The sequence below is a fragment of the Arthrobacter sp. KBS0702 genome (genome assembly GCF_005937985.2).
GTDB lineage: Bacteria > Actinomycetota > Actinomycetes > Actinomycetales > Micrococcaceae > Arthrobacter.
Map to the genome: position 1 here is coordinate 2,205,392 of NZ_CP042172.1, position 20,180 is coordinate 2,225,571.

Annotated in this window: 17 protein-coding genes and 1 riboswitch; of the genes, 3 read left to right on the forward strand and 14 right to left on the reverse strand. The window is 68.3% G+C overall.

Annotation, left to right across the window (positions count from 1 at the left end):
• Window positions 1–33: 33 nt before the first annotated feature.
• The 3 genes from FFF93_RS10155 to FFF93_RS10165 form a co-directional block, all read right to left on the reverse strand.
• On the reverse strand, window positions 34–909 hold the full coding sequence (locus tag FFF93_RS10155) for a VOC family protein (RefSeq protein WP_138769021.1): 876 nt from the start codon (window positions 907–909) through the stop codon (window positions 34–36).
• Between the two features lie 82 nt (window positions 910–991).
• Window positions 992–2,092, reverse strand: a complete 1,101-nt coding sequence (locus tag FFF93_RS10160; RefSeq protein WP_138769020.1) for an amidohydrolase family protein — start codon at window positions 2,090–2,092, stop codon at window positions 992–994.
• A 3-nt stretch (window positions 2,093–2,095) separates the two neighbouring features.
• Window positions 2,096–2,596, reverse strand: a complete 501-nt coding sequence (locus FFF93_RS10165) for a GNAT family N-acetyltransferase (RefSeq protein WP_261375068.1) — start codon at window positions 2,594–2,596, stop codon at window positions 2,096–2,098.
• Window positions 2,597–2,664: 68 nt separating this feature from the next.
• Window positions 2,665–2,772, forward strand: a riboswitch (TPP riboswitch).
• Between FFF93_RS10165 and thiC the strand changes: the two genes are divergently transcribed.
• On the forward strand, window positions 2,768–4,585 hold the full coding sequence (gene thiC / locus FFF93_RS10170; protein ID WP_138769019.1) for a phosphomethylpyrimidine synthase ThiC: 1,818 nt from the start codon (window positions 2,768–2,770) through the stop codon (window positions 4,583–4,585). Its footprint overlaps the riboswitch before it by 5 nt.
• A gap of 51 nt (window positions 4,586–4,636) precedes the next feature.
• Here thiC and FFF93_RS10175 read toward each other — a convergent pair whose 3' ends face one another.
• Both FFF93_RS10175 and ffh read right to left on the reverse strand, forming a co-directional pair.
• Complete coding sequence (locus FFF93_RS10175; protein ID WP_138769018.1) at window positions 4,637–5,386, reverse strand: alpha/beta fold hydrolase; 750 nt, start codon at window positions 5,384–5,386, stop codon at window positions 4,637–4,639.
• 84 nt (window positions 5,387–5,470) lie between these two features.
• Window positions 5,471–7,057 (reverse strand): signal recognition particle protein, encoded by a 1,587-nt coding sequence (ffh, locus tag FFF93_RS10180; RefSeq protein WP_138769017.1) that lies wholly within the window; start codon window positions 7,055–7,057, stop codon window positions 5,471–5,473.
• A gap of 150 nt (window positions 7,058–7,207) precedes the next feature.
• Here ffh and FFF93_RS10185 point away from each other — a divergent pair, with 150 nt between their 5' ends.
• Entirely contained in the window at window positions 7,208–8,596 is a 1,389-nt protein-coding gene (locus tag FFF93_RS10185; RefSeq protein ID WP_138769016.1) for a glucose-6-phosphate dehydrogenase, read from the forward strand.
• 100 nt (window positions 8,597–8,696) lie between these two features.
• Here the strand turns inward: FFF93_RS10185 and FFF93_RS10190 are convergent, their stop codons facing one another.
• Together FFF93_RS10190 and FFF93_RS10195 are read right to left on the reverse strand one after the other, a co-directional pair.
• Window positions 8,697–9,035 carry a P-II family nitrogen regulator gene (locus FFF93_RS10190; RefSeq protein ID WP_136322366.1) on the reverse strand — a complete coding sequence of 113 codons (339 nt, stop codon included), beginning with the start codon at window positions 9,033–9,035 and terminating at the stop codon, window positions 8,697–8,699.
• The gene (locus FFF93_RS10195; RefSeq protein ID WP_138769015.1) at window positions 9,032–10,405 is read right to left on the reverse strand and encodes an ammonium transporter; all 1,374 of its coding nucleotides are present in this window, start codon (window positions 10,403–10,405) and stop codon (window positions 9,032–9,034) included. The genes FFF93_RS10190 and FFF93_RS10195 overlap by 4 nt, the downstream gene beginning before the upstream one ends.
• A 240-nt stretch (window positions 10,406–10,645) precedes the next feature.
• Between FFF93_RS10195 and FFF93_RS10200 the strand changes: the two genes are divergently transcribed.
• The gene (locus tag FFF93_RS10200; protein ID WP_138769014.1) at window positions 10,646–11,893 is read left to right on the forward strand and encodes an MFS transporter; all 1,248 of its coding nucleotides are present in this window, start codon (window positions 10,646–10,648) and stop codon (window positions 11,891–11,893) included.
• Here FFF93_RS10200 and ftsY read toward each other — a convergent pair.
• The 7 genes from ftsY to coaD all read right to left on the reverse strand — a co-directional run bounded on the left by ftsY (window position 11,890) and on the right by coaD (window position 20,163).
• On the reverse strand, window positions 11,890–13,098 hold the full coding sequence (gene ftsY, locus FFF93_RS10205) for a signal recognition particle-docking protein FtsY (protein ID WP_138769013.1): 1,209 nt from the start codon (window positions 13,096–13,098) through the stop codon (window positions 11,890–11,892). The genes FFF93_RS10200 and ftsY overlap by 4 nt on opposite strands.
• A gap of 77 nt (window positions 13,099–13,175) precedes the next feature.
• Complete coding sequence (gene smc, locus FFF93_RS10210) at window positions 13,176–16,826, reverse strand: chromosome segregation protein SMC (RefSeq protein WP_186372136.1); 3,651 nt, start codon at window positions 16,824–16,826, stop codon at window positions 13,176–13,178.
• Between the two features lie 103 nt (window positions 16,827–16,929).
• Window positions 16,930–17,931 (reverse strand): bifunctional DNA-formamidopyrimidine glycosylase/DNA-(apurinic or apyrimidinic site) lyase, encoded by a 1,002-nt coding sequence (gene mutM / locus FFF93_RS10215; protein WP_138769012.1) that lies wholly within the window; start codon window positions 17,929–17,931, stop codon window positions 16,930–16,932.
• 8 nt (window positions 17,932–17,939) lie between these two features.
• Window positions 17,940–18,701 (reverse strand): ribonuclease III, encoded by a 762-nt coding sequence (gene rnc / locus FFF93_RS10220; RefSeq protein WP_138769011.1) that lies wholly within the window; start codon window positions 18,699–18,701, stop codon window positions 17,940–17,942.
• A 21-nt stretch (window positions 18,702–18,722) separates the two neighbouring features.
• Window positions 18,723–18,926, reverse strand: a complete 204-nt coding sequence (gene rpmF / locus FFF93_RS10225; protein WP_056738282.1) for a 50S ribosomal protein L32 — start codon at window positions 18,924–18,926, stop codon at window positions 18,723–18,725.
• Between the two features lie 36 nt (window positions 18,927–18,962).
• Complete coding sequence (locus tag FFF93_RS10230) at window positions 18,963–19,487, reverse strand: DUF177 domain-containing protein (protein WP_138769010.1); 525 nt, start codon at window positions 19,485–19,487, stop codon at window positions 18,963–18,965.
• 181 nt (window positions 19,488–19,668) lie between these two features.
• On the reverse strand, window positions 19,669–20,163 hold the full coding sequence (coaD, locus tag FFF93_RS10235; protein ID WP_138769009.1) for a pantetheine-phosphate adenylyltransferase: 495 nt from the start codon (window positions 20,161–20,163) through the stop codon (window positions 19,669–19,671).
• Window positions 20,164–20,180: the final 17 nt, after the last annotated feature.

The window sequence follows — 20,180 nt, forward strand, 5'->3', positions numbered from 1 at the left end:
GCAGGCAGTCAGCAACGAGCATGTCCGGACCGGCTAGCGGACGGCGACGCGGATCCGGTTGCGCCACGGATCCTCGAAGCGCAGTTCGGCCCCGGTGTGGTGGGACTGGACGCCGGCCGTCTTGAGCCGGTCTGCCAGGGCTGCGACGTCGTCGCCGGAGGGCACTTCGATCAGCACCTCGCCGAGCCCCAGCGTGTCGCGGCGCGGTCCGGCGCCGCGGCTGTTCCAGACGTTCATGGCCATGTGGTGGTGGTAGCCGCCGGCGGAGACGAAGAGTGCCTGGCCATGCCAGCCTGCGGTCTTCTCGAAGCCGAGCGTGCCGACGTAGAAGTCATGGGCGGACTGCACGTCGCCGACCTGCAGGTGGACGTGCCCGACGCCGGCGTCCGCCTCCCGCTGCCCGGCAAGCGACGCTTCGGTGAGGTGCTGCTGCAGGTAGCGCTGCGGCGGCAGGGCAAGGCTATCCATGACAACGTTCCTGCCCTCCCAGGCCCAGGCCTCGCGGGGCCGGTCCCAGTAGAGCTCGATGCCGTTGCCCTCGGGGTCGTTGAAGTAGAAGGCCTCGCTGACAAGGTGGTCGGCGCTGCCGGTGAAGTACTGCGGCTCGTACTGCGCGGCAGAGGCGACGGTGGCGGCCAGGGCGGGCTGGTCCTCGAACAGCAGGGCGGTGTGGAAGAGGCCGGCCTCCCCGCGGGAGGGCAGGTTTAGCCCGGGGGCCGGGGCGAGGTGGACCAGAGGCTTTGCCTTGCGCCCGAGGTAGAGTCCCCCGTCCTGCTCGGCAACGACGTCGAGGCCGAGAGCGCGCTGGTAGTAGTCCGTCATGAGCTTCATGTCGCCGACCTTGAGCATCACGGTGCCCATGGTGAGTTCGGCAGGAAGGAGATCCTGGGTGCTGGCTTCTGCGGTCATCGAAACGCTCCGGTGGTTCTGTGGCCGCCGACTTTCGGAGACCTTTACATAGACTTAAATTACTTGAAGCTTCAATTTATTCCTAAAGCGGGATACCCGCGTGGCGGATCAGTTCGCCGCGCAGCACGATGCCCATGGGCGTTTGCAGGGTGGCGAGGTTCCTGCGGGGATCCTCGGGGCAAAGCAGCACGTCAGCACTGGCACCCTCCGCGATGGCGTCGGCCCCGAGCCAGTCCCGCGCGGCCCAGGTTGCGGCGTCGAGGGCGGCACCGGCGGGGAGTCCGGCGGCATGCAGCGCCTCCACCTCATCCGCGATGCGTCCGTGCTTGATGACGCTGCCGGCGTCTGTTCCCGCATAGATGGCCACGCCGGCCTCGTACGCTTCGAGGATCCGCTCGGCGCGGCGTTCCCAGAGCCCGAGCATGTGGGCCGCGTAGCGGGGGAACTTTGCCTCGGCCTGGGCGGCGATGTCCGGGAAGGTGGCGATATTGATCAGCGTGGGAACAATCGGGACGCCCTGCTCGACGAAGCGGGGCAGGTGCCGGGGAAGCAGCCCGGTCCCGTGTTCGATGCAGTCGATGCCGGCGTCGAGCATGTCGTCCAGGGTGTCCTCCGCGAAGCAATGCGCCGTAACCCGGGCGCCTTCGTCGTGGGCGGCCCGGACCGCGTCCTTGACGACCCGGGCAGGGAAGCTCGCAGCGAGGTCGCCGGCGTCGCGGTCGATCCAGTCCCCCACCAGCTTGACCCAGCCGTCCCCGGCCCGGGCCTGCTTGCGGACAGCCTCCACGAGGCCCTCGGGTTCTACTTCGACGGCGAAGCCGCGCAGGTAGCGGCGCGTCCTCGCGATGTGCCGGCCTGAGCGGACGAGGCGCGGCAGTTCCCTGCGCTGCTGCAGCCAACGGGTGTCGTGCACGGCGCCGGCGTCGCGGACCAGCAGGGTACCCGCGTCCCGGTCGGTCAGCGCCTGCTGCTCCGCAACGTCCTCCGTGACATCGCCGCCGGGGCCCAGCCCGATGTGGCAGTGGGCGTCGACGAGGCCGGGGATGACCCACCCCTTCAGCACACGGTGCGGCGCAGCCGCGGGAGGCTCGAAGGTAAGCCTGCCGTCCACGGCCCACAGCCCGTGCCGCTCCTGGTCCGCCGCGGTGAGTACTGGGCCGCTGAACTCGATGATGCCGCTCACGGCTTATAGCCTAATCCGCATGGCAGTCCGCCGACCCAGGGCATCCAGCCCCAATTGCGCCTCGTGGGCACGCAGGGCCGCCAGGTCCCCTGAAGGTTCGGGGACCACGTGGAAACCGCAGCTCGCGTAAAACGGCGCATTGAACGGAACGTCGGCAAACGTGCACAGAGTCATGGATTCATAGCCCCGGCAGCGGGCCGCGTCGAGGGCTGCCTCCATCAGGGATCGCCCTAGCCCCCGCCCAGCGAAATCCGGATGAACCGAGAGCTGCTCCAGATGGGCCTGGCCGTCGACTTCATCGATACGGGCGAACCCCACGGGAGGGGTTCCGGCAACGAGGTAGAGAACCAGTCCAACCGGCGTCGGCGATTCGGCGGCGGGAAGCGGCTGGCACCCGAGCGCCGTCTGGAGCAGCCGATCGGCCGCCGCCTCGAGCGCCGGCAGGCTCCGGAGGTCGTCCGGCGTCGCCGCCTTGATGCGGGGCACGGCCCTGCTCTGAATCACGCTGCCACGCTAGCACGGGGGCTTGCTGCATCCCTCGACGGCGTCCCGGCGGGCTGTGGTAGCTTCGTCTACGACCACACGGGTGCCCTTGCAGGGGCTGAGATCGGGCTGACGCAGCCTGCGACCGTTGAACCTGTCCGGGTAATGCCGGCGAAGGAAGTGAGTATTTCTTTGAGCACATCAAATCCCCAGCACAGCCCTGCCCAGAACGGCCAGAACGCCGCAGCAATGGCCGTGACGCAGTCCCTGAAGTCGCATGCCCTGGCCTACGTCGAAGACAGCGGGATCCGCGTCCCCATAACCGAAATTGCCCTGGAGCCTTCCCCGGGCGGCGTCGCGAATCCTCCGTTCCGGGTGTACCGCACCGCCGGCCCGGGAAGCGACCCGGTGGTGGGCCTGGCCCCCTTCCGCCGGGACTGGATCAACGGGCGCGGGGACACGGAACCGTACAGCGGCCGGGAACGGACCCTGCTCGACGACGGGAAGTCCGCGGTTCGACGGGGTGCCGCCTCGGCGGAATGGCAGGGCGCACCTCCGGAGCCGCGCCGGGCCGTTGAAGGACGGACGGTGACCCAGATGCATTACGCCAGACAGGGCATCGTGACACCCGAGATGCGCTTCGTCGCGCTGCGAGAGAACTGCGACGCCGAGCTTGTCCGCCGCGAAGTGGCCGCGGGCCGGGCCATCATCCCGAGCAGCATCAACCACCCGGAGTCCGAGCCGATGATCATCGGGAAGGCGTTCCTGGTCAAGATCAATGCGAACATCGGCAACTCCGCGGTGACCAGCTCCATCGCTGAAGAAGTCGACAAGCTCCAATGGGCGACGCAGTGGGGTGCGGACACGGTGATGGACCTTTCGACCGGGGACGACATCCACACGACCCGCGAATGGATCATCCGCAATTCCCCCGTACCCATCGGCACGGTCCCGATTTACCAGGCACTGGAAAAGGTCAACGGCGAAGCAAACGCCCTGACCTGGGAGATCTTCCGTGACACGGTGATCGAACAGTGTGAGCAGGGCGTCGACTACATGACTATCCACGCCGGGGTGCTGCTGCGGTACGTCCCGCTGACCGCCAACCGGGTCACCGGCATCGTGTCCCGGGGCGGTTCCATCATGGCCGGGTGGTGCCTTGCGCACCATCAGGAGAACTTTCTCTACACGCATTTCGACGAGCTGTGCGAAATTTTCGCCCGCTACGACGTCGCCTTCTCTCTCGGCGACGGTCTGCGGCCGGGGTCGACGGCGGACGCCAACGACGCCGCGCAGTTTGCCGAACTGGACACCTTGGCGGAGCTCACGCAGCGGGCCTGGGACTTCGATGTCCAGGTCATGGTGGAAGGCCCGGGTCATGTGCCGTTCCACCTCGTCCGGGAAAACGTGGAGCGCCAGCAGGAACTCTGCAAGGGCGCGCCCTTCTACACCTTGGGGCCGCTGGTCACGGACATCGCACCGGGCTATGACCACATCACCTCGGCCATTGGCGCCACCGAGATCGCCCGTTACGGGACCGCCATGCTCTGCTACGTCACGCCGAAGGAGCATCTGGGGCTGCCGAACAAGGACGACGTGAAGACCGGCGTGATCACCTACAAGATCGCCGCGCATGCCGCCGACCTCGCCAAGGGTCACCCCGGGGCGCACGAACGTGACGATGCCCTGTCCAAGGCCCGGTTTGAATTCCGTTGGCGGGACCAGTTCGCGCTTTCCCTGGACCCGGTGACCGCCGAGGCATTCCACGACGAGACCCTGCCGGCGGAGCCCGCCAAGACAGCCCATTTCTGCTCGATGTGCGGGCCGAAGTTCTGCTCCATGCGGATCAGCCAGGATATCCGGGACGAATACGGTTCGGCGGATTCGCAGGCAGCGTTGGCCCAGATGGCGGCCGGAATGCGGGAGAAGAGTGACGAATTCCTGGCAGCCGGCGGCAAGGTCTACCTGCCCGAACCCACCGTGGGCGCACAGGCCCAGGCACAGCCCTAGGCCGAGGCCGGGCGCCCATCCCGTCGGGTGGGCGCCCGACCGGCAAAATTCCTAAGAAGCCTGGGCGTGTCGGCTGCGGTTGACGTCGGCGATGAAGGATCTGATGACACGGTCGCCTTCCTTCGAATCCTGCGGCCGGTGCCCTCCCGGGGCGGTGCGGTGCAGGGCCCCGGTCTCCCTCAGGTAACCGGCGATTTCCTCGTACAGCGGTTCCCAGCCGCCGGTGAGGACCAGGGTGGGGACGCCCGGGACAATCTGCAGCGGGGCGTCCCACGGCGGGGCCTGCAAACGGAGCCGGCGCTGTTCCCGCCGGTCGTCGGCCGCGGGTGCGCCAACGGTTCCGCGGACCGGGGCGTGGGCGGCAAAGACCCGGCGCACGAACTCGCGGTGGAAGTCCTCATCGCCAAGTTGGTGCCGGACGTCGAAGAGCGGCTGCATGAGGGCCCGGTGCGCCGCCGTCGCCGGCAATTCGGCGGTCAGTGAGAAGCAGGCGGGTTCCACCAGGGAGAGCGACTTCACGAGGTCGGGACGTTCGACGGCGGCCATCATGGCCGCGATGGCGCCCTGCGAGTGGGCCACCACGTGCCCGCCGGCCTCGCCGCGGCCGTCGTCGGCCAGGGCCCGCAAGACAATGCCGGCGTCAGCCGCGAAGTCCGTTTCCAGCGGTTCGGCCACGCGGTCGAAACCGTGCCGCCGCAGGAACAGGGCGTCGTAGCTCAAGGCCATGCCATGCTGCTTCGGCCACGCTGCGGCGCCAAAACTGCCGGCACCGTGGACGAAAACTACGCGCTGCTTGAACATGTCCTAAGCCTATGGCACGGCCCCGTCATCGGGGCCGACGACATCCTCACCGCCGGCATCCTGTCGGAGGCACTGCGGCTTCCGCTACTTGCTGCCGCCGAGGAACTTGTCGAAGCCCTTGGGCAGGTTCAACTGGGACGGGTCGAACTCGCCGCCCGGCTGGCCGAAGGCTGCGCCGGTGGGCACGGCCTTGGCTCCGGCGGCACGCCGTGCCTCCGCGTCCTTGAGTTCCTGTGCGGCCTTGGCAGGGTTGCCGGAGCGGGCCTTCTTCTTCGGCGCGCTCTTGGCACCCTTGCGGGCTCCGCCGCCACCCATTCCGGGCATCCCCGGCATTCCGGGCATACCACCGCCGGCAGCCATCTTCTTCATCATCTTCTGTGCCTGCGCAAAACGTTCCAGCAGTCCGTTGACCTCGGAGACGTGCACGCCGGAACCGCGGGCGATGCGGGCCCTGCGGGAACCGTTGATGATCTTCGGGGCCACGCGCTCGTGCGGGGTCATGGACCGGACGATCGCCTCGACGCGGTCGATCTCGCGCTCGTCGAACTGCTCCAGCTGCTGGCGGATATTCTGCGCGCCGGGCATCATCATGAGCATTTTCTTCATTGAGCCCATGTTGCGGATCTGCTGCATCTGGGCGAGGAAGTCCTCGAGGGTGAAGTCTTCCTGGTCGGCGAATTTCTTCGCCATCCGGGCGGCTTCGTCCTTGTCCCAGGACTTTTCGGCCTGTTCGATCAGGGTGAGCACGTCGCCCATGTCGAGGATGCGCGAGGCCATCCGGTCCGGGTGGAACAGTTCGAAGTCGTCCAGGCCTTCGCCGGTGGACGCGAACATGACGGGCTTGCCGGTGACCGACGCGACGGAAAGCGCGGCACCGCCGCGGGCGTCGCCGTCGAGCTTGGAAAGCACGATGCCAGTGAAGTTGACGCCCTCGTCGAAGGCCATTGCCGTGTTGACGGCATCCTGGCCGATCATCGAGTCGATCACGAAGAGGACTTCGTTGGGGACGATGGCCCGGCGGATCTGGCGGGCCTGGTCCATCATTTCCGCGTCGACGCCGAGGCGGCCGGCGGTGTCCACGATTACGACGTCGTGCAGGGTGCGCTTGGCTTCCTCGACGCCGGCGCGGGCGACGGCGACCGGGTCCCCGGCCGGGTGGTCCAGCTCGGTGGAGGTGGCACCCGGGTGCGGGGCGAAGACGGGGACGCCGGCGCGCTGGCCGACGACCTGCAGCTGCGTCACGGCGTTGGGGCGCTGCAGGTCGCAGGCCACCAGCATGGGGCTGTGGCCCTGCGCCTTGAGGTAGCGGGATAGCTTGCCGGCGAGGGTGGTCTTGCCGGCGCCCTGGAGGCCGGCGAGCATGATGATGGTGGGCCCGGTCTTGGCCAGCCGGATGCGGCGGGTTTCGCCGCCGAGGATCTCGACGAGTTCCTCGTTGACGATCTTCACGATCTGCTGGCTCGGGTTCAGCGCGCCGGAGACCTCGGCGCCGAGGGCACGCTCGCGTACGCGGGCGGTGAACTCCCGGACCACCGGGACGGCAACGTCGGCGTCCAGCAGGGCACGCCGGATCTCGCGGACCGTGGCGTCAACGTCCGCCTCGGTGAGGCGGCCCTTGCCACGGAGGTTCTTGAAGGTTGCTGTCAACCGGTCAGAGAGTGAATTGAACACGCGCCGTGCACTTCTTTCAGTGGATCTACAGCTGGCGGCCGGAGCGGCGCGCCAGAGTCGTGAGCGTTTCGCCGGAACGAACTGCCTCGACAACGGGACTCGACTATCTAGGGTACCAAGACGCGCCTTCAAGGTGGCATGCTGGCGTAGGTGACCAGTCAAACAACGGTAAAGACCCTGCTCATCCTCGGCGCGTCCGGCGACCTGACCGGCAGGCTGCTGCTGCCCGGGCTGGCCCGGCTGGTGGCGCGCGGCCACACGCCCGGGCTCACCCTGGTGGGTGCCGGCTCGGACGACTGGACCCCGGAGCAGTGGCTGGAACGGCTGGAAACCTCCTTCGCCGACGCCAATTCGCAGGCCAACTCCGCCGGCAAGCGGGAGCTGAAGCGGATCCGCGAGAACACCAGCTACCACCGGCTGGACGTCACAGCCGAAGGCCAGCTCGCCGGGCTGCTGGCCACTCTGGAGGGTCCCGTGGCCGTGTACTTCGCGTTGCCGCCCCGGATCAGTCAGCTGGCCTGCGAGGCCCTGACTCCGGAGCAGGTGCCTGCCGGGACCCGGTTGGTGATGGAAAAACCCTTCGGCTCCAGCGAGGAGTCCGCACGGGACCTGAACAGGACACTCGCCGCACTGGTCCCGGAGGACCACATCCACCGGGTGGACCACTTCCTGGGCAAGGCCACGGTGCTGAACATCCTGGGCCTGCGTTTCGCGAACACGTTCCTGGAGCCGGTGTGGAACCGGCAGCATATCGAGAAGGTGGAGATCATCTTCGACGAAGACCTGGCGCTGGAGGGCCGGGCCCGCTACTACGACGGCGCCGGCGCCCTGCGCGACATGATCCAGAGCCACCTGCTGCAGATCATGGCCCTGATGGCGATCGAACCGCCCGCCTCGGTGGACGAGCGGGACCTCCGGGACGCCGTCGCCACGCTGCTGCGTGCCAGCAGCATTAAGGCCCCGTATGCCAAGAACACGCGCCGGGCACGGTACACCGCCGGCTCCATCGACGGCCGCAAGGTGCCCGACTACGCCAAGGAAGAGGGCGTGGACGCGTCCCGGAACACCGAGACCCTCGCCGAGGTGCAGGTGGACATCGAGAACTGGCGCTGGCAGGGTGTGCCGTTCATCCTCCGCTCGGGCAAGGCCCTGGGCGCCATGCGCAAGGAGGCCGTGGTGACCTTCCGGCCGGTGCCGCACCTGCCCAAGGGCTTCACCGGCGTGGACTCCCCCAACCAGCTGCGGATCGGCTTTGGCCCGGACACGCTGCAGTTCGACGTCGATGTCAACGGCCCCGGCAACATCCTGAGCCTGGACCGGGCCACGCTCAAGGCCGAACTCAGCGCTTCAGAGTTGCTGCCCTACGGTGAAGTCCTCGAAGGGGTGCTGAGCGGCGACCCGCTGCTGTCCGTGCGCGGCGACACCGCCGAAGACTGCTGGCGTATCGTCGAGCCCGTGCTGAAGGCCTGGGCCCGGGACAGCGTGCCGCTGGAGGAATACGCCGCCGGCTCGCCCGGGCCGGAGGGCTGGCCGGCATAGCGGCGAACGAAAAGCGGGCCGGACACCTTTTCAGGTATCCGGCCCGCTGTCGCAACCCCCGATCGCGATCCGCTGGCGCGGTGCGGCTGGAGGGCTGCAGCTAGATGGCGGCCGCGCCGCGTTCTCCGGTGCGGACACGCACGGCCTCGAACACATCCATCGTCCAGACCTTTCCGTCACCGGCCCGGCCGGTGTTCGAGCTGGCGATGATGACATCCAGGATGTCGTCCGCCTGTTCGTCGGTGGCGAGCACCTCGACCCGGATCTTGGGCAGCAGGTCCACGTTGTACTCGGCGCCGCGGTACACCTCGGTGTAGCCGCGCTGCCGGCCGTAGCCGCTCGCTGCGCTGACCGTCAGGCCCTGCACCCCGTAGGCTTCCAGGCCTTCGCGGATGGCGTCGAGTTTTTCCGGACGGACGATGGCCGTGATCAGTTTCATGCTTCCACGCTTTCTTTGCCTGCTGCGGTCTTCTTACCGTGTGTCGGGACGCTCACGGCGTCCCCGGCGGGAACCTGCACGGTTTCGCCCAACTGCTTGCCGGTGATCAGTTCGTGCAACGGCTGGAAGCTTCCGCCCCGGCCGCTGAGGCCGAACTCGTAGGCGGTTTCGGCGTGCAGGCTGAGGTCCACGCCCACCACTTCCTGCTCCTGGGAGACCCGGAAGCCCATCAGCTTGTGGATTGGGAAGGCGATGATGAAGGTCATGACCGCGGTGAAAATGATGGAGAAGACCGCGGCGAGGACCTGGGCGACGAGCTGGGTGCTGCCGCCGCCGTAGAACAGGCCGGCGGGACCCTGGGACGGGGTGGCCAGGAACCCGATGGCCACGGTGCCGACGACACCGGAGACCAGGTGAACGCCGACGACGTCGAGCGAGTCGTCGTAACCGAACTTGAACTTCAAGCCGACGGCGAGGGCCGAGGCGACACCGGCGACGGCGCCGAGGGCGATGGCGCCCAGCGGGGAGACGTTGGCGCAGGCCGGGGTGATGGCGACCAGGCCGGCCACCACGCCGGAGGCTGCACCGAGGGAGGTCGGGTGGCCGTCACGGAAGCGCTCCACCGCGAGCCAGCCGAGCATCGCCGCGGCGGGGGCGGCAAGGGTGTTGATCCAGATGAGGCCCGCCTGCTCCACGGTTGCGGCGGCACCGGCGTTGAAGCCGAACCAGCCGAACCACAGGATGGCGGCACCGAGCATGACGAACGGGATGTTGTGCGGGCGGTGGTTCGGGTCCTTGCCGAAGCCCCTGCGGTTGCCGATCACCAGGACCAGGATGAGGCCGGCGATGCCGGCGTTGATGTGGACCACGGTGCCGCCGGCGAAGTCGATCACCGGGGCGAACGTCTGGCCGAACCAGCCGTCCTTGGAGAACAGGCCGCCGCCCCAGACCATGAAGGCCAAGGGTGCGTAGACGAGGGTGGCCCAGATCGGCGTGAAGATGACCCACGCGGAGAACTTGGCGCGGTCCGCCACGGCGCCGGAGATGAGGGCGACGGTGATGATGGCGAAGGTGGCGGCGTAACCGACCTTGAGCAGGTCCGCCGGGTCAGTGAAGTTGTGCAGCCCGAAGTGGCTGAACGGGTTCGCGAAGATCTGGAAGAAGTTGTCTTCGTTGCTGGTGGCCATGGACGCGCCCCACAGGACCCACATGATGCCCACGGTGCCGATGGCGACGAAGCTCATCATCATCATGTTCAAGGCTGACTTGGCGCGCGTCATGCCGCCATAGAAAAATGCCAGGCCCGGGGTCATGAACAGCACGAGGGCTGATGCGACCAGGAGCCAAACGAGACCCGCGGTGAGTTCCATGGTCTACGTCCTCTCTTGCTCTTAGGTGCGGAACCAGTCCGCCAGTCCAACGCATTTTTGCGTTCTAAGAAGAGTTTGCTGGTGCAGTGTTTCACCGGCGGAGGATTTACATTGCCGGGCTGTTACAAGAACCTCCCGGAAGTAAATGGTGCGTCTCGCGCTTGTTACGGTTATGTTTCACGCCTTCCATCACGCCCCTCCCTGCCACGAGGCACCAGAAGCAACACCGAAAGCAGCACCATGAGCAAAACAACCCGTTCCGTCGCCGGAACCCGGCGCCCGGCCTGGCTCCGGCAACCCGCCGGCCCCCGCCTGCCCCGGGACATCAAGGTGATGTTGGTCGCGGCCTTCCTCATTGCGCTGGGCTTCGGCCTCGTAGCGCCGGTACTCCCGCAGTTCGCCACCACGTTCGACGTCGGGGCGACAGCGGCGGCGGTGATTGTCAGCATCTTCGCGTTCATGCGGCTTGTGTTCGCACCCGCCGGCGGCGCGCTGATCGTGCGGCTGGGCGAACGCCCGGTGTACGTGGCCGGGCTGCTGATCGTGGCGGCGTCCACGGCCGCCTGTGCCTTCGCCCAGGACTACTGGCAGCTGCTGGTGTTCCGCGGCCTCGGCGGCGCCGGTTCGGTGATGTTCACAGTGGCGTCGATGGCCCTCGTGGTGCGGCTGGCGCCGCCGGAGAGCCGCGGACGGGTCTCCGGCGCGTACGCCTCGGCCTTCCTGATCGGCAATGTGTGCGGGCCGATCGTGGGCGGCCTGCTGGCCAGCTTCGGCCTCCGGGTGCCGTTCCTGGCGTACGCGGCCGCGCTGGTGCTGGCCGCCGCCGTCGTGCAGACCCAGCTCAGCCACGTCCCGGCGGGCTCGCGCGACGCGGGTGCCGCCGCCCCGCCGATGCTGCTCCGTGACGCGCTGCGGGACAGCGCGTACCGGGCCGGCCTGGCGTCCAGCTTTGCCAACGGCTGGGCCACCTTCGGTGTCCGGATGGCCACGGTGCCGCTCTTTGCCGTCGCCGCGCTGGGCGCCGGTTCCTCCTCCGCCGGCTGGGCGCTGGCGGTCTTCGCGGCCGGCAACGCCATCGCACTGACGTTCTCCGGGCGGCTGGCCGACAGCGCGGGCCGCAAGCCGATGATGCTGGCCGGACTGCTCGTCACCGGCCTCGCCACCGCCTCCATCGGCCTGACCCACGACCTGCCCCTGTTCCTGCTCGCCTCGACCATCGCGGGCATCGGGTCCGGCCTGCTCGGGCCCGCCCAGCAGGCGGCCATCGCCGACGTCGTGGGCAACGAACGCTCCGGCGGCAAGGTGCTGGCCGTGTTCCAGATGACCCAGGACAGTGGCGCGATCGTGGGCCCGGTCATCGCGGGGCTGCTGGCGGACCGGCTGGGCTACGGCTGGGCGTTTGGCGTCACCGGCGGGGTACTCCTCGCCGCGGCCGTCGGTTGGCTGCTGGCCCGGGAGACCTTCCGGGTTAAGCCGGGACCGGTCTAGTTCAGCAGCGCGTCCACGAAGCTCTCCGGGTCGAAGGGCGCCAGGTCGTCTGCCCCTTCACCGAGCCCGACCAGCTTGACAGGGACGCCGAGCGACTTCTGGATCGCGACGACGATGCCGCCCTTGGCGGTGCCGTCCAGCTTGGTCAGCACGATGCCGGTGATGTTGACGACCTCGGCGAAGACGCGGGCCTGGTTCAGGCCGTTCTGACCGGTGGTCGCGTCCAGGACCAGCAGCACCTCGTCCACCTCGGCGAGCTTTTCGATGACGCGCTTGACCTTGCCGAGCTCGTCCATCAGGCCGACCTTGTTCTGCAGCCGGCCGGCGGTGTCGATCATCACGACGTCGACTTCCTGGTCGATGCCGGCCTTGACCGCCTCATAGGCGACGGACGCCGGGTCCGCCCCGTCGACGTCGGACTTGACCGTGGGCACGCCGACGCGCTGGCCCCAGGTGGCAAGCTGTTCGGCTGCGGCGGCGCGGAAAGTGTCCGCGGCGCCCAGCAGCACGTCCTTGTCCTCGGCGACAAGCACACGGGCAAGTTTGCCCACCGTGGTGGTCTTGCCGACGCCGTTGACACCCACGACCATCATCACCGCTGGCTTGTCCGCGTGCCGCTCGACATTCAGGCTCCGGTCCATGCCGGGATCCACAAGCTTGATCAGTTCCTCGCGCAGCAGCTCCTTGACCTGCTCGGGCGAACGGGTGCCGAGCACCTTCACGCGCTCCCGGAGGGCGTCCACGAGCTGCATTGTTGGCTCGGTGCCGAGGTCAGCCAGCAGCAGGGTCTCCTCGACTTCGTCCCAGACGTTCTCGTCGATCTTGTCCGCCGAGAGCAGGGTGAGCAGGCCCTTGCCAAAGATGTTGTTGGATTTGACCAGGCGCTCGCGCAGCCGGGTCAGGCGGCCCGCCACCGGCAGCGGGGTCTCGACCGGAACGGTCTCGAGGCCGGCGACGTTGTCCGGCACCTCGACGGTTTCGAGCCCTTCGAGCTCACCGGTTTCCGAGGGCGTGCGCCCGCGGGGCGGCGCCGGGCGGTCCTCCAGCAGCGTGCCCCCGCCGGAACCCTGCACGGGGTCGTTCGCGTCGCGCTGCGAGGGGTAGTTGGTGATGTTCTTCCGGGTCTTCAGGAGCACCGGAATCAGCGCACCGAGGACCACCAGGGCAACGAGGATGGGCAGGATGATGGGGAGGATGTCGTTCACTCCCCTAGCTTCTCATAAACCCCAAATGCCCCGGGCGGCCCTCCCTCCTGCCCGGGACGGCCGTGAAGCCAAGGTTCTCAGACCTCGGCACCGAGCCGCTGGCTGATCACGGTAGAGACGCCATCGCCGCGCATGGTCACGCCGTAGAGCGCATCAGCGACTTCCATGGTGCGCTTCTGGTGCGTGATGACGATCAGCTGGCTGGACTCGCGCAGTTCCTCGAAGATCGTGATGAGGCGGCCCAGGTTGGTGTCGTCCAGGGCGGCCTCGACCTCGTCCATCACGTAGAACGGCGAGGGCCGGGCCTTGAAGATCGCCACCAGCAGGGCCACCGCCGTCAGCGACCTTTCGCCGCCGGAGAGCAGGGAGAGCCGCTTGATCTTCTTGCCGGCGGGGCGCGCCTCCACCTCGATGCCGGTGGTGAGCATGTCCGAGGGGTCGGTCAGGACCAGCCGGCCCTCGCCGCCCGGGAAGAGCCGGGCGAAGACCCGGACGAACTGGGCGGCGGTGTCTTCGAAGGCCTCGGCGAAGACCTTCTGCACACGCTCATCGACTTCCTTGATGATGTCCAGCAGGTCCTTGCGGCTGGACTTGAGGTCCTCCAGCTGCGTGCTCAGGAACTGGTGGCGTTCCTCAAGGGCAGCGAATTCCTCCAGCGCCAGCGGGTTGACCCGGCCCAGGGCGGAGAGGTCGCGTTCGGCCTTGCGGAGCCGCTTTTCCTGTTCTTCGCGGACGAAGGGTTTGCCTTCGACAATCTCTTGCCCGTCCTGGTCCACCGGGGCGCGGAGCGCCGCCCATTTGTCCCCGGATTCGCCGGCCGGCACCGGCACGGGCCGGTCGGGGCCGAAGTCGGCGACGAGCTGGTCCGCGGTGAGTCCGAGTTCCTCAACGCTGCGCAGTTCAAGGGCCTCGATCCGGAGGCGCTGTTGCGCGCGGGCCAGTTCGTCGCGGTGCACGGAATCGGTCAGCTCGGCCAGTTCGCGGGCGAGCGCGTCGTTGCCGGTGCGCACCTCGGCCAGTTCGCGCTCCATCTGCTCGCGGCGTTCCTCCGCCAGGTCGCGTTCGCGGCGGGCCAGTTCGACCGAGACGTCAATGAAACCGATCACCTGCTCCACGGCCGCGGACACAGCGGCGGCGCGGCCGGCCTGGAGCCGGCGGCGGCGGGCCCGTTCGGCGGCCTCCTCGCGGGCGCGGCGCTCGGTGGCTGCGGCCCGTTCCAGGGAGGACGCCCGGTTACGGATGGCGGTCAGCTGTTCCTCCGCGCTGCGCAGCGAGAGGCGGGCCTCCATCTCGGCCGACCGCGCCGCGGATGCCGCCAGGGCGAGGGCGTCCCGGTGCTCCGGCGAGGGTTCTTCCTCGGCGGGGGCCTCCTGGGCGGCGGCGAGCCTGGCAGCGACAGCCTCCAAGGCCTCCTGTTCCGCCTGGATGTTCGCTTCCGCCCGGGCCAGCGACGCGGCGAGCCGTTCACTTTCCCCAACGGCGCTGCGCAGCACCGAGTTCAGGTGGCCCAGCCGTTCCGCCACGGCGGCGAGCCGGGCGTCGGAGTCGTGCAGTTTTTCCAGGGCGGCGTCCGCGCGTTCTTGGGCGGCGGCGCGCCGGGATTCCGCGGCCGACAGGGCGAAGCGGTTGCGTTCCAGTTCCGCACCGACGCGGGCGATCCGGGCAGCGGCGTCGTCGACGGCGGCCTGAACCTCAAGCAGTGACGGCGCCGAGGCGGAGCCGCCGCTGACGGTGAACGCCGTGAACACGTCACCGGCCCGGGTTACGGCGGTCAGTTCCGGCCGGGCGGCGATCAGCCGCGCCGCGGCATCGAGGTCCTCGACGACGGCGGCGCCGTCCAGGAGCTGAGCCAGCAGCTGAGCCAGCGGCACCTCGCCGCCGACCGTGTCTCCGCCGGACGTGCCCCCGGCGGACTTGTTCCCGGCAGATTTGTCCCCGGCGGGGGTCACGAGCGCGGCGGCCCAGCGGGCGCCGGCGGGAAGCCCGCCATCCCGGACCTGGGCAGGTGCCGCCGGCGCTCCGGCCAGCAGCAGCGACGCCCGGCCGGCGTCGTCGTCCTTGAGGAGCTGCACCGCGGTGGCGGCGGAGGCGGCGTCGCGGACGACGACGGCATCCGAGCTGCTGCCCAGCGCGGCGGCGATGGCGGCCTCGTAGCCGGCCTCCACGGTCAGCATGCCCGCCAGCGGCCCGAGCACGCCGGGCAGCTCCGCGGCCAGTACATGCTCCGAGCCGTCCTTGCGGTTGAGGCCAAGCTGCAGGGCGTCGCGGCGGGCCACGAGGGCATCTCGTTCCCGCTCACCCTCCCGTTCGGCCGCCTTGAGGGCGTCGATTTCAGCCACGACGGCGTCCAGGGCCTCGGTGGCGGCCTCGTATTCGGCGTCGAGGGTTTCCTCGCCGTCCTCGACGCCCGCAACCTGGGACTCGAGGGCGGTGAACTCGCTTTGGGCGTGACGGCGCCGTTCCTCGCCGGCCTTTTGCGAATCCCTCAGCCGGCCAAGCTCGGCCTGGGCGGATTCGACCCGGGACCTCGCGGCGCCCACCTGGCCCGCGAGCCGGGCAAGGCCCTCCCGGCGGTCCGCGGCGGCCCGCAGCAGGGTGGCGAGGCGCTTGTCTTCTGCGGCGGCCGCGTTTTCGGCCTCCTGCTTGGCGGCGGTGGCGGTGTCCAGCGCGGCGCGCCGCTCGATGATGCCCGTTTCCAGCCCGGCCTGCTCGGCCCGGACCCGGGCTGCCTGCTTCTCCAGTTGCTCGGGGTCCCGCCCGGCGTCGGGGGCGACGTCGGCCGCACCGAGCAGGCGTCTGCGTTCCTCGGCGAGCGAGCCGAGGGAGCGCAGCCGTTCCCGTCCGGAGGAGAGCTGGTACCAGTTGTCCCGCGCGGCGTTGAGCTTCGGGGTGGCCTCCGCGGCGAGCTGTTCCAGCCCGGCCTGGCGCTGGCGGCCGCTTTCGAGCTCGCGTTCGACGACGCCGCGGCGGGCCTTGAGTGCGGTCTCGTCCGCGACGTCCTGCTCCAGCACGGACTGCAGCTGGACCAGGTCGTCGGCCAGCAGCCGTGAGCGGGCGTCGCGGACCTCGAACTGCACCGTCTGGGCGCGGCGGGCCACCTCGGCCTGCTTGCCCAGCGGCGTGAGCTGGCGCCGGATTTCTCCGGTGAGGTCGCTGAGCCGGGCGAGGTTGGCCTGCATAGCCTCGAGTTTGCGGACCGTCTTTTCCTTGCGGCGGCGGTGCTTGAGGATGCCGGCCGCCTCCTCGATGAAGCCGCGCCGGTCCTCCGGGGTGGCGTGCAGGACCTTGTCCAGCTGTCCCTGCCCGACGATGACGTGCATTTCACGGCCCAGGCCGGAGTCGGAGAGCAACTCCTGGATGTCCAGCAGCCGGCAGCTTGCACCGTTGATGGCGTATTCGGAGCCGCCGGTGCGGAACAGCGTGCGGGAGATCGTGACTTCGCTGTAGTCGATCGGCAGGGCGCCGTCGCTGTTGTCGATGGTCAGCGAGACGTGGGCCCGGCCCAGCGGCGGGCGGCCGGAAGTTCCGGCGAAGATGACGTCCTCCATCTTGCCGCCGCGGAGGGTCTTGGCGCCCTGTTCGCCCATCACCCAGGACAGCGCATCCACCACGTTTGACTTGCCGGAGCCGTTGGGGCCCACCACGGCGGTGACGCCGGGTTCGAATTCGAAAGTCGTCGCGGAAGCGAACGACTTGAACCCTCTGACGGTCAGACTTTTGAGGTGCAAGGTGTTCCGGGTCTCCTGGGTGGCGGCAGCGGGGGCGTATGCTGCCCTAAATCTAATGGGTTCGCGGCGGAATCCCGCGGATTTGCGGCACCCGCAGCGCGGATCACCAGCGGCCGTTCCGCGGCCGCGGCTGGCAGACGGGGCAGGTGTAGGAGGAGCGGTTCATGAACTGCTCGCGCTTCATTAAGCTTACGATTCCGGCACCGGCGCAGCGGCGGCATTCCAGGCCCTCGCGGCCGTAGGCGTTGAGGGACCTTTCGAAGTACCCGGACGCGCCGTTGACGTTGACGTAGAGGGAATCGAAGCTGGTACCCCCGGCTGCAAGGGCGTCCGTCATGACCTCGCGGGCGGCGTCGAGGACCCGCAGCGCCTCGGAGCGGCGGAGCGTGTCCGTGGGCCGGGCGTAGTGGAGCCTGGCGAGCCAGAGTGCCTCGTCCGCATAGATATTGCCGATGCCCGAGACCAGCCCCTGGTCCAGGAGGGCCCGCTTGAGGCCGGTTCTCCGCGCCCGGAGCCGGCGGTAGAACTCCTCGAAGGAAAAGTACGGGTCCAGCGGGTCCCGGGCGATGTGCGCGGCTTCCTCCGCGATCAGCGGCAACGGCGTTTCAGCCAGGCCGCCGGGACGGCCGTCGGGCGTGGGGATCAGGGATGTGAGGAACAGCCCGCCGAAGATGCGCTGGTCCACGAAGCGCAGCTGTTCGGGCATGCCCGCCGCCGGGCTCAGCCGGAGCCGGATCTTCAGGTGCTTTTCATCCGCGACGGCGGCGTCCTGCATCAGCAGCTGGCCGGACATGCCGAGGTGGGCCATCAGGGCCACCGACGGCGCCGCCGCATTTCCCGAGACAGCGTCGCCGGAACCCGCGACGTCGGCACTCCGGGTGTCTGGGTCGGCCGCGGTGTCCGCGAGCGGGAGCCAGAGGAATTTTCCGCGGCGCACCACGTCGAGGACGCGGGCGCCTTCCAGGTTTCCGGTGAAGTCCTCGGTGCCCAGCGCGTGGCGGCGGATGGAGCGCGGATCCAGCACCTCCACGGCGGTGATGGTCCGGCCCCGCACCCAGTTCACCAGGCCGCGCCGGACGACCTCCACCTCGGGCAGTTCAGGCAAGGTGGCGCCTAGCTGCCGGTCTGGGACTTGAGCTTCGGGGACTCCGCCGGGGCAGCCTCGGTCGGCGCAGTGTCCGGGGTGCGGGCCGGGGCGGGTGCGGAGAGTCGGCGCCAGGCGTCCGCGGCGGCTTCCTGCTCGGCTTCCTTCTTGGAATTTCCCGAGCCGGTGCCGTAGTCGGTGCCGCCGATCCGCAGCACAGCTTCGAATGAACGCGCATGGTCCGGGCCGGAGCCCTCCACGAGATAGTTGATCGTCCCGAGCTGGCGGCTGGCTGCCAGTTCCTGGATGCTGGTCTTCCAGTCGGTGCCGGCTCCCAGCGCGGCAGCGTCCTGGAGCAGCGGCCCGATCAGGCGCATCACGAGCTGGCGTGCAGTCTCGAGGTCGTTGGACAGGTAGGTCGCGCCGATCAGCGCCTCCATGGTGTCCGCCAGGATGGAGGCCTTGTTCTTGCCCTCGGTGAGCTTCTCGCCCTGGCCGAGGTAGATGTACTCCCCCAGCCCGATGCTGCGGCCGATCCCGGCCAGCGCCCGGGTGCTCACGACGGCGGAGCGGCGCTTGGCCAGGTCACCTTCGGGCAGGTCCGGGTTGTCGCGGTACAACGCGTCGGTCACGGAGAAGCCCAGGATGGAATCGCCCAGGAACTCAAGACGCTCGTTGGTGGGGATGCCGCCGTTTTCGTAGGCGTAGGAACGGTGTGTCAGAGCAAGACGAAGCGTCCCGGCGTCAATAGAGACACCGAGACGCTTCAGAAGCTCTTCAGTTGAAGACATCTTAGTCAGCCTGTTGGCGGATTAGACGTCTGCGACCTTGCGGCCCTTGTACTCAAGGAACAGCGCGGTGCCAGCCGAGTCGGTAACGACCTTTGCCTGGTGCGGCAGGCTGTAAACAACCTGTCCGTTTTCCACGGTCTTCACCAGGTGGGGGGCAGTTGCCTTCCACTGGGAGCGGCGGGCGCGGGTATTCGAGCGAGACATTTTCCGCTTCGGGACAGCCACGGCTAACTCATTTCTCTCTAGTCCAACACTTACAAATCAGTTTTGCCGGTCAGGCTTAGCCAGATCAGCTAGGGCAGCCCAGCGAGGATCTACGACCTCGTGGTGGTGCCCCGGCTCGTCTTCCAGGCGAACTCCGCATTCGGAGCAAAGGCCCTGGCAGTCTTCCCGGCACACCGGCTGGAACGGCAGCATAGTGACAACTGCGTCCCGCAACACCGGCTCAAGATCGATCAGATCGTGCTCGACTCGACGTTGCTCTTGTTCGTCTTCTTCATCCGGGAATTCAGCATCCCCGTAGAAGAAAAGTTCTTGCACATTGACCTCAAGGTCATACGCAAGGGGATCCAGGCATCGACCGCATTCGCCGGTTACTACGACGTTTGCGGTGCCCGATACCAGAATTCCTTCGTGTACGGCCTCCAGGCGCAGATCCAGCTCGACATCCGAGCCTTCCTGCACGCCAATGAGCGCCACACCAAGATCACTTGGCGCGGGTACATGTTCCGTCAGTGTCCGCATGCTTCCCGGACTGCGTCCGAGGTCCTTGACGTCGAACGCCAGGGGCGAACTAGCATCTCGTTTAATGAGAACTCCTGTTGAACATATGACCGACGTACCATCTTAGCCTGAACTTCCGGACGGACTCAAACCGGAGGGCAGCGCGCGGCTCAGCACCGCACCCCGGGCCCGGTAGGGCCGCGCAACCGGCAGCAGGCCGCCGAGTACCGATCTAGCTTACCCTCTACGCGGCGGGTCCCCGACCCGGCTCGCCGGACCCCAGCCGCTTCAGCACGGACTTCGGCACAAACTCGGACACATCCCCGCCGAGGGTGAAGACTTCCTTGATCAGGGTGGAGGACAGGTGCAGGTAATGGCCCTCGGCCGGAATGAACACCGTCTCCACGCCGGTAAGTTGCCGGTTCATGGTGGCCATCGGCAGCTCGTAGTCGAAGTCCGAGGAGGAGCGCAGCCCCTTGACGATGGCGGAGGCTCCGCGCTGCCGGCAGTAGTCGGCCAGCAGGCCCTGCCCCACGGGCTCCACCACGATGCCGCGCAGCGAGGCCAGGGTCTCCCTCGCCATGTCGAGCCGTTCCTCGAGCCCAAAACGGTACTTCTTGGCGTAGTTGGTGGACACCGCCACAATGACCTCGTCGAAGAGGCTGGCCGCCCGGGCGATGACTTCCAGGTGGCCGTTGTGGATAGGGTCAAAGGAGCCAGGGCATACGGCGCGTCTCATGCTCCGAACCTACCCCA

Coding starts and splice junctions, on each gene's coding strand:
- coaD (WP_138769009.1), bottom strand. CDS start 20,163: ATGAGACGCGCCGTATGCCCTGGCTCCTTTGACCCTATCCACAACGGC.
- FFF93_RS10175 (WP_138769018.1), bottom strand. CDS start 5,386: ATGTTCAAGCAGCGCGTAGTTTTCGTCCACGGTGCCGGCAGTTTTGGC.
- FFF93_RS10195 (WP_138769015.1), bottom strand. CDS start 10,405: ATGGAACTCACCGCGGGTCTCGTTTGGCTCCTGGTCGCATCAGCCCTC.
- rnc (WP_138769011.1), bottom strand. CDS start 18,701: ATGTCTTCAACTGAAGAGCTTCTGAAGCGTCTCGGTGTCTCTATTGAC.
- FFF93_RS10200 (WP_138769014.1), top strand. CDS start 10,646: ATGAGCAAAACAACCCGTTCCGTCGCCGGAACCCGGCGCCCGGCCTGG.
- FFF93_RS10190 (WP_136322366.1), bottom strand. CDS start 9,035: ATGAAACTGATCACGGCCATCGTCCGTCCGGAAAAACTCGACGCCATC.
- FFF93_RS10155 (WP_138769021.1), bottom strand. CDS start 909: ATGACCGCAGAAGCCAGCACCCAGGATCTCCTTCCTGCCGAACTCACC.